Here is a 13,606-nt window from a genome sequence, read left to right as displayed (position 1 = left end):
GAATAGATGACAAGCGCTGCAAATAAACGTTCAATAATGACGCTTTTTTCGAATGAAACAGATATTTATTGCCATCAAGTGCGCATTGTACTGGCAGAAAAAGGGGTTGCTTATGAAACGGAAGTTGTGGAACCGCAGGTAATTTCTGAAGATTTAGTGGAGTTGAATCCTTATGGCACCATTCCGACTTTAGTCGATCGCGATTTGGTGTTATTTAATTCACGTATTATTATGGAATATCTTGATGAACGTTTTCCTCACCCCCCCTTGATGCCGGTTTATCCTGTTGCACGTGGAAAAAGTCGTTTATTGATGTTGCGTATTGAGCAAGATTGGTATTCTTTATTGGAGCAAGCGGAAAAAGGAAGTGATGAAGAAAAAGCGGATGCCTTAAAACGCTTGAAAGAAGAATTACTGGCAATTGCACCGATTTTTACCCAAACTGCGTATTTTATGAGCGAAGAATTTAGTTTAGTGGACTGCTATATCGCGCCTTTATTATGGCGTATGCAACAATTAGGCGTCGAATTTAGCGGTGCCGGCAGTAAAGCGATTAAGGCTTATATGGATAGAGTATATCAACGGGATTCTTTTTTACAGTCTGTCGGAGAGTCTACTCCGAAGAGCTTAATGGATTAAATAGGTTAGTTTATGGAATATAAAGCATCTCCTAAACGCCCTTATTTATTAAGAGCTTATTACGATTGGTTGGTCGATAATGAATTCACGCCTTATTTGGTGGTTGATGCGACCTATCCTATGGTGAAAGTTCCGGTAGAGTATGTGAAAGATGGGCAAATTGTGTTAAATCTTTCGGCAAATGCTACGGGTAATTTGGCGTTAACTAATGATTTTATTCAATTTAATGCGCGTTTTCGTGGTATAGCACAAGATATTTATATTCCAATAGGCGCCGCATTAGCGATTTATGCCCGTGAAAATGGAGATGGAGTGATGTTTGAGCCGGAGCCTTTTTATGATGAACAAGAACACACGACTACCACAGAACAACCGTTAAGTTTTGCCGAAGCGGTGGATAAACCGAAAACGGAATCTAAAACCGAAAAAATAATAAAAAATCAGCGACGCATTTACGAATTGTGAAATAAGCCGCTTAAAACACACGTTATCTAACTAAAAAAGTGCGGTCTTTTTTGCGTTATTTTTATATAAAAATCCCCACATCAAGTGGGGAAGGTTTTGATTAGAAGTTGGCGTTACGTGGTGTGCGAGGGAACGGGATAACGTCACGGATATTTTGTACACCGGTGACATACACGATCAAACGTTCAAAACCAAGCCCAAAACCGGCGTGTGGAACGGTACCGTAACGACGTAAATCGCGATACCACCAGTAATCTTCCGGATTTAGTCCCATTTCAGCCATGCGTTTGTCTAATACATCAAGGCGTTCTTCACGTTGTGAACCACCGATAATTTCACCAATTCCCGGCGCTAACACGTCCATTGCCGCAACGGTTTTTCCGTCGTCATTTAAACGCATATAAAATGCTTTAATATCTTTTGGATAATTTTTCACCACCACAGGCGATTTAAAATATTCTTCCGCCAAATAGCGCTCATGTTCGGAAGATAAGTCGATCCCCCAAGAAACTGGAAATTCGAATTTTTTATCCGATTTTAATAATACTTCAATCGCATCGGTATAATCGATTTGCGCAAAATCAGAATTAATAAAGTTTTCCAAACGGGTAATGACCGTATTATCTACGTGTTTTTCAAAGAATTTTAAATCATCTTGGCGTTCATTTAACACAGCACGGAACACGTATTTCAACATATCTTCCGCCAATTTTGCATTATCTGCTAGGGTTGCAAATGCAATTTCCGGCTCAACCATCCAGAACTCCGCCAAGTGGCGAGTGGTGTTGGAGTTTTCTGCGCGGAATGTTGGACCGAAGGTATAGATTTTACTTAATGCACAAGCATAGGTTTCGCCGTTAAGCTGACCGGAAACGGTTAAAAAGGATTCTTTACCAAAAAAATCTTGTGAAAAATCTACCGCACCTTTATCGGTGCGTGGTAAATTTTCAAGATCTAAAGTGGACACTCGGAACATTTCACCCGCTCCTTCCGTATCGGAGGCAGTAACTAACGGGGTGGCAACCCAGTAAAAGCCTTGCTCATGGAAAAAGCGGTGAATTGCTTGTGCTAAGCAATGGCGAACACGCGCAACTGCGCCGATAATATTTGTGCGCGGACGAAGATGCGCGACTTCGCGTAAATATTCGATACTGTGGCGTTTGGCTGCCATAGGATAAGTTTCCGGATCTTCTACCCAACCGCTAACTTCAACCGTTTCTGCTTGTAATTCAACTGATTGACCTTCTGCCGGCGACTCAACAATGATCCCTGTTACGATCACAGAACAACCGGTTGTTAAATGTAGCACTTCATTTTCGTAATTTTGAATATCGTTGTTTACGATAGCTTGAATTGGATCAAAGCAAGAACCGTCGTAAACCGCTAAAAACGAAAGTCCCGCTTTGGAATCGCGACGTGTACGTACCCAACCGCGAACCGTTACTTTTTCACCGACTGAAACTTTACCCTGTAAAACTTCAGCAACAGATGCAATTTTTGTCATATCAACCTCAATGCAATAAAATTGAATAAAAAAACTCGCCTAGTTTACCGCAACTTCGGTAAATTACCAAAATGAATTAAATTTTTTATTTTTGTGAAAATATTCACAGAATTGCAAATATCGCCTTGTTTTTTTTAAGGTTACTGGTATAAAGGGGAAAAGATTTTAATAACTTCAAATAAACCATTAGGACGATTATGGCAAAGGTAAGAAAGGAAGACAAATTACCGCTAAAATTAAAACAATTAGGTAAAATTTATCAATTAATTGAACAATTTGAAGAAATTTCACGTATTGATCTATCCAAATTATCTCGACTTGCACCGGCAACAATTACCGCGTTGACCAGACAGTTGATTGATGAAAAATTAATTATTGAAAGAGCGGTGCAAAATACAGAGTCGCGCGGACGACCTGCAGTCGGATTATGCGTTTCTCCTTTTTATTGGCAATCTATATGTGCTATTTTGATTGAAGATCATTTTGACATTTTGTTATGTGGCTTGGATGGGGCGCCAATAGAACAGGCAATTTATCCGTTACACAGTGATGACTTTGATCATTTAGACCAATTTTTGCTTAATTGTGTGCAGCATTTTATGTCAAATATTCAGCCGAAACTCAACCACCCAATGACATTTTCTATTGCGGTGGCGGGGGAGTTGGACAAATCAACGCAAAATCTGGTTCGCTTAGGTAAACGAACACTGGATTTAAATTTGCGTGCCTTATTTGAACCGCACTTTGATATTCCGATTTTGATTACAGAATATTTCCAAACCTGGTTATATGCGGAAAATACCTTAGGTAGCGTGATTGGCTGTGATAATGTGTTATTTTTGCAATTGGATGATGTAATCAATTTAGGTGTTTTGGTACAAGGCGAGCTGCTTTATCATAAAGAATACAAAAAAATTAATATTGATAAACTGATTGTGCCGAAAGATAACCTATTGCAAGAATTGATTAATATTCATTTGCCGGAATTGGAACGTTATCAATTGACTAATCAAATTACTCACAAGGCAATTTATCAATTAATTGATCAGCTTTATCCTAAAAATGTATTGGCGAATAAAAATGATAAAATTCAATTTTTATGCCAAAAAGCCAATGATGGCGATAAAAGTGCGGTCAATATTTTGTATTTTATTGCGGATACTTTGGCGTATGTGTTGATGAATTTAGTGAATATTTTCTCCTCCGAAAAAATTATGTTCAGTTCCAGTTTATTATCTGCGAAAGATATTTTCCTGCCTCGCTTGAATGCAACCTTAGCAAAAAATCTCGTCAATACGCCACATCAGACTGAAGTAGTGATCAGCCAATACCAGTGGAATAGCCCTGTAGTATTAACCTCCGCAATTAAACAGGGAATTTATAACGGTAGTTTGTTAACACATTTGATCAAATCTGAAACTTAATTTAACAAAACTTGTGTTAGCTCAATATTTTTGATAAAAAATTGGTTTAGAATTTTCTCCAGTTTAATAAAGGAGATGACCAATGAGTAGCTTTTTTGTCACTGGAACAGATACCAATGTCGGGAAAACAATTTCCAGTCGAGCAATTATTCAAGCATTACAAGCGAAAAATATCCGTATTGTCGGATATAAACCCATTGCGTGTGGACAGGATGATCCGATTTATGTTGATTTACAACAAACTCAAAAAGACGATTATGGTACGCAAGATAATCCGGATGTATTGACATTGATGCATTCCACGAAAGAAAAAGTCTCCTATCAAGACGTAAATAGTTATACCTTCGTGCATACCATGCCGATGTTGACTACAGATTGCGAGATTATTGATATTGAAAAAATTAATCGCGATTTAAAACGCTTGACGGATCAATACCAAACCGTTGTTGTTGAAGGATCTTTCGGTTGGTTGACGCCAATGAATAAAACACATAGTTTTGCCAGCTGGGTGGCATCTCATCAAATGCCGGTAGTTTTAGTCGTTGGAATTAAAGAAGGGTGTATCAATCATGCATTATTAAGTGTGGCAACAATTAAACAATCCGGTTTACCGCTACTGGGCTGGATTGCGAATCGAATTAATCCGGGATTAGGATATTATGCCGAAATTATTCGCTTGCTTAGTGATAAAATTGATGCCCCGCTGTTGGGACAAATTCCTTATGTGCATAGACCGGAAGAACAGGAGTTAGGGCAATATATTACCAATGTTGAGCGTTTAACCTATATGCAAAAAGAGTTAGTGAAATAATTCTTCCATGGAAAAAATTAAATCGTATATAATTTACTCGAAATGAGGGATTTATGTACGGTTTTTTATTATAGCGTAAATGTTGATTTTACATAAGTAAATTTTTCATTTTTTCTTACTTTTAAATTTATTTAATATTCAATTAGTTATCATTTTTTAATGAATAAATTTGCCATTGTTTACGTAAAATAATGTAAATCTTATTTCATTCTTGATAAATTGTATTATACTTAAATCTGTTCTTTAGAGCGTGATATTTAATCGAACATGCTCTTCATTTTTATTATTTTATTCAGGAGTAAAACATGAAAAAATCAGTATTGGCTGTGTTAGTGTTAGGTGCGACTTTATCTTTAAGTGCTTGTTTCGATAAAGATAGCAAAACTGGGGAACAAGTTGATAATGCGAAAGCAAGCATGACCGAAGCTAAAGATGCAGTAGTGAAAGCCGCAACCGACGTTAAAGATGCGACCGTGCAAGCGACTTCAGAGATGAAAGATAACATCTCTGCAAAAGCAACAGAAATGAAAGAGGCGGTAGTGCAAAAAATTGAAGAGGTGCAATCAGCTGTAAATGAAAAAGTGAATGAGTTAACCGAAAAAGCAACTGAAACTAAAGAGGCAGTGGCAGAGAAAACCGCTGAAGTAGAAAATGCAGTAGCTGAAAAAGCGGATCAAACTAAAGATGCTGCTACAGAAAAAGCAATTGAAGTGAAAGAAGCTGCAGTTGAGGCAAAAAATGCTGCGGCTGAAAAAGCGACTGAAGCAAAAGATGCGGTAATGGACAAAGTTAACCAAGCAGCTGAGCAAGTAAAACAAGCAACGGAAACTAAATGATCTGAAATTTGTTTTTTGGAACCGGAAAGAGAGCACATTTTCCGATTTCGTTATTTATTGTTAAATTCATTTTCATTTATTCCAATTTTTGTTAGAATAAACGAAATTTTGGGGCTGATTCTGGATTCGACGGGATTAGCGAAGCCCAAGGTGCAGGTCGAGGTGCGGTAGGCCTCGTAAATAAACCGCAAAAAAATAGTCGCAAACGACGAACAATACGCTTTAGCAGCTTAATAACCTGCTCATAGCCTTCGCTCCCCAGCTTCCGCTCGTAAGACGGGGATAATGCGGAGTCAACCCTAAACGAGATCGTGTGGACGCTTAGGCTTGGAGATCGAAACACTAAATTGAATCAAGCTAGCTTATTGCTTGCGTGTCTGTCCGCTGGTAGCAAGTGAAATTAAAGACGAGACTAAACCTGTAGTGCTAAAGGTAGAGAAATTTCGGACGGGGGTTCAACTCCCCCCAGCTCCACCAAAACATATTCCAAAGCGATTTTATGAAATCCTAAAACCCCTTGAAAATACTGACTTCAAGGGGTTTTTTATTGCCTATGCGTTCCTATGAAATCCTATAAAACCCTAGACTTTTAGTTATACGTTTAGTTATACTAGCCGAGCATATAACTAAAGCCGTATAACTAAAACAGAATATCAGTATAAATATCATGTAGTTACAGCGATATTACTATACCTATTTTTTGTAGATAGTTATACGGAACAAGGGGTGATTATGGCACGCACAACCAAACCGCTAAACAGCACGCAAATAGAGAAAGCAAAACCACAAGCAAAAGAATTTACATTAGCAGACGGGAAAGGGCTTTATTTGCTGATTAAGCCTAATGGGGCTAAGTTATGGCGGTTTAATTATTACAAGCCTTTCACACAGCCAAAGAAAAGGGTTTTAATCAGTATTGGGCGTTATCCCGATGTATCACTACAACAGGCGCGCCAAATTCGAGATGATTTTAATGCTCTACTCACTCAAAACGTCGATCCGCAAGAACACCGCGAGCAAGAACAGCAAGCAAAACTAGCTGAATTAAATAATACTTATGAATCTGTTGCGTGGGCGTGGTTTGAGTATCGCAAAACAAAAAAGAATTTTTCTGCTGATTATCAAAAAGATGTAATTAGTTTAATCAAGCGCAATTTACTGCCGCACTTTGGGCATTTACCGATTACGTCAATTACTGCGCCAATGGCTTTAAAGGCGTTTAAACCGTATCAAGACGCCGGCACGTTAGAAAAACTTAAGCGCACCATTCAAAAGCATAACGAGATTATGACTTATGCGCTACACCGTGAAATGATTACATTTAACCCGACAGCCAATATTTCAAAGGAATTTGATTCACCTACGGTTGAACATTTTAAAACGATTAAGCCCGAAGATTTAGGCGAGTTTATGTACACGTTGAACAATGCTCAAATCAATTTGCTAACTCGTTATTTGATTTTGTGGCAACTTTTAACAATGACACGCCCGAATGAAACCGCATCAGCGGAATGGGCGGAAATTGATGAAAGTGCGAGATTGTGGGTTATCCCCGCAGAAAAAATGAAACGTGGCATTGAACACAAAGTAACACTGTCGCGACAAGCGCTAGCCCTTTTGAAAGAAATTAAAAAGCTAAGTGGGGGCAAGCGTTATCTATTCCCTAATTCTAAATATCCGCAAAAGCATATTAACGCACAAACGTCAAATTCTGCGATTAAGCGAATGGGATATAAAGGGCGGTTGGTGGCTCACGGTTTGCGCTCTATTGCGTCAACTTATTTAAACGATAAAGGATTTAATAGCGATTTAATTGAAGTGGCTTTATCACACTTGAACAATGACCGAATAAAGACCGCTTATGACCGCGGGGAACGATTGGCGCAACGTTTTAAACTACTTCAAGCGTGGGGCGATTACATTGAAGAATGTTCGCAAGGTGCGCTACCGCAATATCATTTGAAAATTGTTGCGTAATCTTTAGTAGATTTAACTGATTGTAACGAATAAAGAACAACTGGGGCGGAGTAATTAACCACCCTGAAAGAAAGTATTAATGCCCTATTTGCTTTTTGTTGTTCTTTCCTTTCATAAATGGGGCAAAGGGCAAAAAGAAAAATGCTGGATATAGAAGAACTGGAAAGAAATGAAGCAAATAACTTTATCTCATTTTTTGATTTTATTCGATTATTTGTGGATAAAAACCCGAATATTCCACTCAACAAGATTATTAAATTTATTGAAAGTAAATTCGATCCATTTGAGCCTGACGTTGTTTTTGTAGAAGAGAGCTTTTTTAAAGTAGAGGACTCTTACCCATCCATTTTTTGGGATTTTATAGCTGCTCTTAGAGATAGAACGGAAAAAGGAATAGATACTTATTATTTTATTGATGACGATAATTATAATAGATATTTCCTATATAAATCTAAAATGCTATCAACTTTTGCTATACCTGAAGCATTAACAAATAACAACAAAGATGAAATCACACAGCTAAAAGCAACCATTGAGCAACTACAAGAAGAAAACCGAAAACAAGCGGAAATTATCGCACAGTTAGAAAAAAAATCCGCTGATATTGTTTTAGAAGATTATGAGGCAGATTTGCCTGACGGAATAAATGCAGACAAACTGGCAAACTTTATAAGTCTGATTATCAACCCTGAATTACTGGAAAAAAATGGAGAAATACCAAGTTATAGCCGGCTACATTCAAAACTAGATACAAAACACAAAGGGAACCGATTAATCCCATCCAAAAACACTATAAAAAAATATCTCAACCAATTATAGCCAGTTCAAAACTGGCTTTTTATTGTCCAAAAATCCCCAAAATTTAGTTCATTTGTTCATTGAACGAGTTCATTTGTTCAAAATTTCCCATCACATAAAAATCCTTTCCATAATTCCCACCGCAAACAACGAAAGCCAAAGCAGCTTTATTCATACCTTTTAATCTTTCAAATATGGAGAAACACAATGAGCCAAACGGATCGCATTATTCGCAGACTTGAAGTATTGAAAATGTTAGGCGTGGGAAAATCGACTTTTGCGGATTGGCAAAATCCCAAATCTACACGTTACCGACCTGACTTCCCGCAAAAAATTCAATTAGGGGCTAATTCTGTAGGCTATCTGGAAAGCGAGATTACAGCCTACATTGCCAAATTAGCAAGCGATCGCGATGTGCAAAATGCTTAATTTGTCATAGGGGAACGCATGAGATCAACTAACACCGCTATTCAAAGATTGGCCATTTTACAAGCCTTACGCACAGGCGAGAAAAGCACTATCCAATTAAGGGAAACATTGGGGATATGTTCACCGGCGCCGCGTGTAATGGAGCTACGGGCGCAAGGTTACGACATTTTAACGGATTATCGCTATGAGTATGACATTGCCGGCGTAAAACACCGTATCGGCGTTTATCTTTTAAAAAGTGAACCACAAGGCGACCACCAACAACACAAAGGACAGTATAAAAATGACAAATAACTACCCTATCACCGCAGATTTATTTGCGTATATCGTTAAAGACATCAAAGGCAATGCAATGACCACTAGCCGAGACGTGGCACATGTTTTTGGCAAACGTCATGACAACATTTTGCGAGATATTGAAAATTTAGAATGTTCAGCGAATTTTGGTGCACTCAATTTTGAGTTGACCTATTACAAGGACGAATGGAACAGACGTCAACGAATGTACAGAATGACACGTGACGGCTTTTCATTTTTGGTTATGGGTTTTCGTGGCAAGAAATCGGCTGAATTTAAAGAAAAGTTTATTCAACGATTTAATGAAATGGAAAGTTGGATCGGCAAACGCTACCAATTAAAACACGACCAACACCGCATGAATGACGCTATTCAATACCGTGAAACCATTACAGGCAAGCAAGATAAACACATTTACGCAAGAGAGAATAATTTAATTTATGTAGTGGCACTTGGTAAACCTCGTAAACAATGGCTACAGGCGCAAGGATTGCCTACAGATGACGAGATACGCCAACACTTAACCGCAAAACAAATTGAGTTGGTGGATATGCTAACAAGTGAAAACGCAACGATGATCAAGTTAGGACTGAATTACGAGATCCGAAAAGCGCAGTTAACTTTTAGCGCGACTTATTTCAAGGTACGTAATGGATTAATCAACAAACAAGGCAAAGAAACAAAATGAGCAAACCAATATTAAAACCTACATTCAAAACCTCCCCACAAACCGCACTTTTGCTATTTCAAAGCAAAGCGCAGAACGCTGTAAAAGCGATTTTCCCGACTGCTATCACTTTAAAAAGTTACAGGCTAAGGAATGTATTGAACTTGCCGAGCGGTTGCAAATGGGGCTTTCTTTGTTGGTGGAATTACGCAATCAAGGCGTAACCCTATCAGCAGAGCAAAACAAGCAATACAAGGCATTTAGAAATGGGGCACGTTATTTAATTCAGCAGTTTAATGAATTGGCGGAGCATATCGAAAATGTAGAAAAAGGCGACTATACGCCCGCAGTCGTTGACTGGTGGAAGTCCACCAGCAAGGGGGAAAATGATTTAAATCAAAATACAGTGGAGCAGTCCAAAAATGAAATGTAGAACCGCTAAAGAATTTTTACGCCCTATGGCTATTGAGCATTACATCACAAATCGGAATAGCAATTTATTCATCTTTATGAGCCTTTACAGCGATGAAGAACCTTACCCTATAGAAGATTTGTTGAAGTACAAAAATCGCGTGTAGCGTTGCTTATGGCGGATTTTGAACGATTGCCGACAGCGTTCTTAGAAACTGAATTACTGTTTGCTAAAAAAATACTCACGCAGATAGAAAAACGTGCGGCAGAACTCACAAATACGAATAAATAACCAATAAAAAAACCGTTCATTTGAACGGTTTGAGATGATTTGACTATGAAATTAACTAATACAGAGTATAACACATGCTCAAATATTTTTCATGATGTTTTTATTGAAAAAACACGAAAAGCAATCTATTCTTGTTTTGCACTTGCAAAATCAAGTGCCGAGCCTGGAAACTCGAATAATTTACTTGTGGCGAATAATAGCGCGCCTTGCGCTTTTTTATTCGTGGCTTACACACACCTAAAGAAACTGTTATGCAAATTTGCATATCGGCATTTCTCTCAATGGTAGCGTGTAGCGGGAAAGGTTTCTCCCTTTGCTGTGTTCCACAAGTCGCAGTTTTCCAGCCCGTTACACGTTACCGCCCTAAGCCTGGAAACTTCAGCGTGGTAACTTCAAATTATATTCTTGTGGAGTTATCAGCCATGATCTACCTATTCAAAGACGTAAACCGTTCAGATTTACGCAATACCGCAAAACACTATTCAGCTTTTCCAAAATATACCGTGCGCATTAATGCCGATACATTAGCACAAGCACGTGCCCAAATTGCCCCGTTCTTTGTTGTGTTGGGGGTGGTTTATGCGTAATAAAATTCCAACTCATTGCGCCTTACCAATGGCAGAGGCTGGCAAACTTCATAATTCCATAATCAAAGCTAAGGCGATTTTGACACTTATTCAAAACGATGGAATTGGTGATGATGAACTGGATGGATTTTTAACAAATGAAAATATTATCAGAATAGCATTAAGCGCGGCGCAAGATTATTTGGAACAAGCCGAAAAATCCGCAAAAGTTGATTTTTATTTTGTGAAAGGGGACGAACATGTATCAAATAAGAATTAAGCACCAAAACGGCAAGATTGAAATGTTAACTGCAGAAAGCCAAGAGAACGCATTAGCAAAAGCACAGCAGATAAAGGCTCGTCATGACTGCATTATTGCCATTAAACCCACCAGCAAAACCATTTGCGAGTTGGTTTTTGTTTACTCTAACGGTGAACAGGAAGATGTAGGCGAATATTACAGCCTAAAAGACGCAATCAAGGCAAAAGAGCAAGCAAAAAAACAGAATAGGCAAAGCGGATATATTAGGGCGTGTATTAGCCACTGTTTCAATTATTAAATGGGGTAACGAATGAAAAACGCACCGCACTTAAAATACGAATGGAACAAACAACATTTAGATGATTTGCTTGTATTGGTTGGTTCTTCAGCGTGGGAAGTATGGGGCAAGGGTGAGGGTATTGCATGGCGGTTAGTGGTGGACGGTTTAAAAATACAACCGTTCACCAAAAAAAGCGGAAGTATCAACCCTTACGACCAAGCACCGATCATATTAGGAGACGAACAACTGAAAGAAATCGCCAATTTGCGCATAGCAGACAAGGAACAGAGAGCGATTAAATTTATTCAGTGCGGAGAATTGACCGAAGTGCAAAAGAGCGCGTTATGCGTCAATATAGCAACCCACACTAAAGCGCAGTTTGTATCATTGGTTACTACAGAGCTTGATTTTATTGAGAGTCTAGGACCGTATATTGAGCAATTAAGACGCGACACAAGCAAGCGCGAACTAGTCAAAAGTGCGGTGAAATATGGCGTAACTTTAAGTAGTAACCCAACCCCAAAAGAACTAGTCAACGCGTTCATTGGTTGGTTTAATAAGCCTTTGCGCGTAGAAGTTAGCACGGCAACCCCTTACATTTACGACGGCAACAAATGGGAAGAAAAGCAAGATTTTCAATTAAAGCGCGATTTTGCGCAATTCCTTGATGAAATAGAATATAACTACAGCGCGGACAAACTGGCTAAACTTGTCTCTTTGCTTTACATTCGCTTGCCCGAACTTCCGCCAACACCTAAAGAATTAAATGGCTTTATCAATGGCGCAATTAATAAAACTACAGGCGAACTATTGCCGTTATCTGAAGGTTTATGCTTGCGGAAAATTGAGCCGATAGAGTTAGATTTGACAGGTGATACACCTTATTTTGATGATTGGTTAGCGTTCGTTACGGAAGCCGACGAAGCCAAAAAACAGGCGATTTTAGCGGGGCTTTACATGGTCTTAACTAATCGGCATGAATGGATGTTATTTATTGAATGTTCAGGCGTGGGCGGTGGTGGCAAATCCGTATTAGGTCATATCGCTACACACTTAAACGGTCATGCTAATACGGCATTTATTGACATTGATACTTTCGAGAATGAGAGTAATGGGCGTAGTATGGCGGTGGGTAAAACATTAATCTACAGCGCAGATCAACGGTAATTTAAAGGCACAGCGGAAGAACTTAAAAAGCTAACAGGGGGCGAAATGGTAGAAGTTAAGACGCTGTACAAAAACAAAAGCAATGAGAAAATAGACGCTATTTTTATGATGACAACCAATCACCCGTTAATGTTTATTGATAAGAACGGAGGCATAGGACGTAGGCGCGTTATTATTCCATTTGATAGAGTTATCCCACAAAGTAAAAAGGACGTCGATTTTAATAACAAAGTGAAGCGCGAGATTTACGGCATAACTAAAAAGCTATTGGCAAGATTTACCAAGGAGGAAGAAGCGCGCACCATTCTTGAAGACTATCGCAGAAACAACGAAAGTTTAGGCGTTAAAATGCGTGGAAATCACGTATTAGAATTTGCCCAATATTTCACACTAACGGACACATTCGCGCAAGGTATGAAAGTAGGCGGAGCAATCGGAAAGAGTACAATACAAGACTATCAAACGAAGTTATACAAAGCCTATTTAGCTTTTTGCGACTATCTCAACCTAAAAACAAAAGATATTTTACCGCTAACCGCTTTTAAAGACGCCTTTCAGGGCGCGATGAATGAAAAGCTAGGCAACCCCATAGACGAGCAAGGAAGATCGCTAGGCGTGCGATTTAGCCAAGTTAAAGGGCTATTGCGTGTTAACGTGAAATTTAGTGATAACCGTATTTTAGATGAATGGCTAGGTAAAGCATAATTTACAGAAATCAGACCGCTTTTTATGGGCGGTTTTTTATTGGTGATAATTAGAAAACGCATTAAATAATAAGTTA

At 38.7% G+C, this 13,606-nt stretch carries 16 protein-coding genes, 1 other RNA gene and 1 pseudogene; 17 read left to right on the top strand and 1 reads right to left on the bottom strand.

Annotation, left to right across the window (positions count from 1 at the left end; translation table 11 throughout):
• Positions 1 to 6: 6 nt before the first annotated feature.
• Complete coding sequence (gene sspA, locus CFY87_RS06185; RefSeq protein ID WP_094946366.1) at positions 7 to 639, top strand: stringent starvation protein SspA; 633 nt, start codon at positions 7 to 9, stop codon at positions 637 to 639.
• A 12-nt stretch (positions 640 to 651) separates the two neighbouring features.
• Positions 652 to 1,109, top strand: a pseudogene (locus CFY87_RS06180) (ClpXP protease specificity-enhancing factor).
• Between the two features lie 95 nt (positions 1,110 to 1,204).
• Here CFY87_RS06180 and asnS read toward each other — a convergent pair.
• Positions 1,205 to 2,608, bottom strand: a complete 1,404-nt coding sequence (gene asnS / locus CFY87_RS06175; RefSeq protein ID WP_094946365.1) for an asparagine--tRNA ligase — start codon at positions 2,606 to 2,608, stop codon at positions 1,205 to 1,207.
• Between the two features lie 197 nt (positions 2,609 to 2,805).
• On the opposite strand from asnS, the gene CFY87_RS06170 reads away from it, so the two are divergent.
• From CFY87_RS06170 to CFY87_RS06100, 15 genes are all read left to right on the top strand, one after another.
• On the top strand, positions 2,806 to 4,032 hold the full coding sequence (locus CFY87_RS06170; protein WP_094946364.1) for an ROK family protein: 1,227 nt from the start codon (positions 2,806 to 2,808) through the stop codon (positions 4,030 to 4,032).
• Positions 4,033 to 4,114: 82 nt separating this feature from the next.
• Positions 4,115 to 4,843 carry a dethiobiotin synthase gene (gene bioD / locus CFY87_RS06165; protein ID WP_094946363.1) on the top strand — a complete coding sequence of 243 codons (729 nt, stop codon included), beginning with the start codon at positions 4,115 to 4,117 and terminating at the stop codon, positions 4,841 to 4,843.
• A gap of 305 nt (positions 4,844 to 5,148) precedes the next feature.
• The gene (locus CFY87_RS06160) at positions 5,149 to 5,679 is read left to right on the top strand and encodes a hypothetical protein (RefSeq protein WP_094946362.1); all 531 of its coding nucleotides are present in this window, start codon (positions 5,149 to 5,151) and stop codon (positions 5,677 to 5,679) included.
• Positions 5,680 to 5,789: 110 nt separating this feature from the next.
• Positions 5,790 to 6,156: a transfer-messenger RNA gene (gene ssrA / locus CFY87_RS06155) on the top strand.
• A gap of 255 nt (positions 6,157 to 6,411) precedes the next feature.
• The gene (locus tag CFY87_RS06150) at positions 6,412 to 7,656 is read left to right on the top strand and encodes an integrase arm-type DNA-binding domain-containing protein (RefSeq protein ID WP_094946361.1); all 1,245 of its coding nucleotides are present in this window, start codon (positions 6,412 to 6,414) and stop codon (positions 7,654 to 7,656) included.
• A gap of 141 nt (positions 7,657 to 7,797) precedes the next feature.
• Positions 7,798 to 8,475 (top strand): hypothetical protein, encoded by a 678-nt coding sequence (locus CFY87_RS06145; protein WP_094946360.1) that lies wholly within the window; start codon positions 7,798 to 7,800, stop codon positions 8,473 to 8,475.
• A gap of 186 nt (positions 8,476 to 8,661) precedes the next feature.
• Complete coding sequence (locus CFY87_RS06140; protein WP_094946359.1) at positions 8,662 to 8,883, top strand: helix-turn-helix transcriptional regulator; 222 nt, start codon at positions 8,662 to 8,664, stop codon at positions 8,881 to 8,883.
• An 18-nt stretch (positions 8,884 to 8,901) separates the two neighbouring features.
• A complete protein-coding gene (locus CFY87_RS06135) occupies positions 8,902 to 9,177 on the top strand; it encodes a helix-turn-helix domain-containing protein (protein ID WP_094946358.1) in 276 nt (91 codons plus the stop codon).
• Positions 9,167 to 9,868 (top strand): Rha family transcriptional regulator, encoded by a 702-nt coding sequence (locus tag CFY87_RS06130; protein WP_094946357.1) that lies wholly within the window; start codon positions 9,167 to 9,169, stop codon positions 9,866 to 9,868. Before CFY87_RS06135 ends, CFY87_RS06130 begins: the two co-directional genes overlap by 11 nt.
• A 160-nt stretch (positions 9,869 to 10,028) precedes the next feature.
• A complete protein-coding gene (locus CFY87_RS11955) occupies positions 10,029 to 10,280 on the top strand; it encodes a hypothetical protein (RefSeq protein ID WP_174904591.1) in 252 nt (83 codons plus the stop codon).
• 521 nt (positions 10,281 to 10,801) lie between these two features.
• Positions 10,802 to 11,137 carry an ash family protein gene (locus CFY87_RS11945; RefSeq protein WP_172539979.1) on the top strand — a complete coding sequence of 112 codons (336 nt, stop codon included), beginning with the start codon at positions 10,802 to 10,804 and terminating at the stop codon, positions 11,135 to 11,137.
• Complete coding sequence (locus CFY87_RS06115) at positions 11,130 to 11,396, top strand: hypothetical protein (RefSeq protein WP_094946356.1); 267 nt, start codon at positions 11,130 to 11,132, stop codon at positions 11,394 to 11,396. Before CFY87_RS11945 ends, CFY87_RS06115 begins: the two co-directional genes overlap by 8 nt.
• A complete protein-coding gene (locus CFY87_RS06110; RefSeq protein WP_094946355.1) occupies positions 11,377 to 11,676 on the top strand; it encodes a hypothetical protein in 300 nt (99 codons plus the stop codon). Before CFY87_RS06115 ends, CFY87_RS06110 begins: the two co-directional genes overlap by 20 nt.
• 12 nt (positions 11,677 to 11,688) lie before the next feature.
• Entirely contained in the window at positions 11,689 to 12,825 is a 1,137-nt protein-coding gene (locus CFY87_RS06105) for a hypothetical protein (protein WP_094946354.1), read from the top strand.
• Between the two features lie 45 nt (positions 12,826 to 12,870).
• The gene (locus tag CFY87_RS06100) at positions 12,871 to 13,530 is read left to right on the top strand and encodes a primase-like DNA-binding domain-containing protein (protein ID WP_094946353.1); all 660 of its coding nucleotides are present in this window, start codon (positions 12,871 to 12,873) and stop codon (positions 13,528 to 13,530) included.
• Positions 13,531 to 13,606: the final 76 nt, after the last annotated feature.

Origin of the sequence: Actinobacillus seminis (genome assembly GCF_002263215.1) — a bacterium.
GTDB lineage: Bacteria > Pseudomonadota > Gammaproteobacteria > Enterobacterales > Pasteurellaceae > Actinobacillus_B > Actinobacillus_B seminis.
Note: the sequence above shows the minus strand (reverse complement) of the source record. Positions and strands in the feature narration are given on the sequence as shown.

Excerpts from the sequence above, each read along its gene's own strand:
- CFY87_RS11955 (WP_174904591.1), top strand. The coding sequence starts at position 10,029 with ATGGGGCTTTCTTTGTTGGTGGAATTACGCAATCAAGGCGTAACCCTA.
- asnS (WP_094946365.1), bottom strand. The coding sequence starts at position 2,608 with ATGACAAAAATTGCATCTGTTGCTGAAGTTTTACAGGGTAAAGTTTCA.
- CFY87_RS06105 (WP_094946354.1), top strand. The coding sequence starts at position 11,689 with ATGAAAAACGCACCGCACTTAAAATACGAATGGAACAAACAACATTTA.
- CFY87_RS06135 (WP_094946358.1), top strand. The coding sequence starts at position 8,902 with ATGAGATCAACTAACACCGCTATTCAAAGATTGGCCATTTTACAAGCC.
- CFY87_RS06130 (WP_094946357.1), top strand. The coding sequence starts at position 9,167 with ATGACAAATAACTACCCTATCACCGCAGATTTATTTGCGTATATCGTT.
- CFY87_RS06115 (WP_094946356.1), top strand. The coding sequence starts at position 11,130 with ATGCGTAATAAAATTCCAACTCATTGCGCCTTACCAATGGCAGAGGCT.
- CFY87_RS06170 (WP_094946364.1), top strand. The coding sequence starts at position 2,806 with ATGGCAAAGGTAAGAAAGGAAGACAAATTACCGCTAAAATTAAAACAA.
- CFY87_RS06145 (WP_094946360.1), top strand. The coding sequence starts at position 7,798 with ATGCTGGATATAGAAGAACTGGAAAGAAATGAAGCAAATAACTTTATC.
- CFY87_RS06160 (WP_094946362.1), top strand. The coding sequence starts at position 5,149 with ATGAAAAAATCAGTATTGGCTGTGTTAGTGTTAGGTGCGACTTTATCT.
- CFY87_RS06100 (WP_094946353.1), top strand. The coding sequence starts at position 12,871 with ATGGTAGAAGTTAAGACGCTGTACAAAAACAAAAGCAATGAGAAAATA.
- bioD (WP_094946363.1), top strand. The coding sequence starts at position 4,115 with ATGAGTAGCTTTTTTGTCACTGGAACAGATACCAATGTCGGGAAAACA.
- CFY87_RS06140 (WP_094946359.1), top strand. The coding sequence starts at position 8,662 with ATGAGCCAAACGGATCGCATTATTCGCAGACTTGAAGTATTGAAAATG.
- sspA (WP_094946366.1), top strand. The coding sequence starts at position 7 with ATGACAAGCGCTGCAAATAAACGTTCAATAATGACGCTTTTTTCGAAT.
- CFY87_RS06150 (WP_094946361.1), top strand. The coding sequence starts at position 6,412 with ATGGCACGCACAACCAAACCGCTAAACAGCACGCAAATAGAGAAAGCA.
- CFY87_RS11945 (WP_172539979.1), top strand. The coding sequence starts at position 10,802 with ATGCAAATTTGCATATCGGCATTTCTCTCAATGGTAGCGTGTAGCGGG.
- CFY87_RS06110 (WP_094946355.1), top strand. The coding sequence starts at position 11,377 with ATGTATCAAATAAGAATTAAGCACCAAAACGGCAAGATTGAAATGTTA.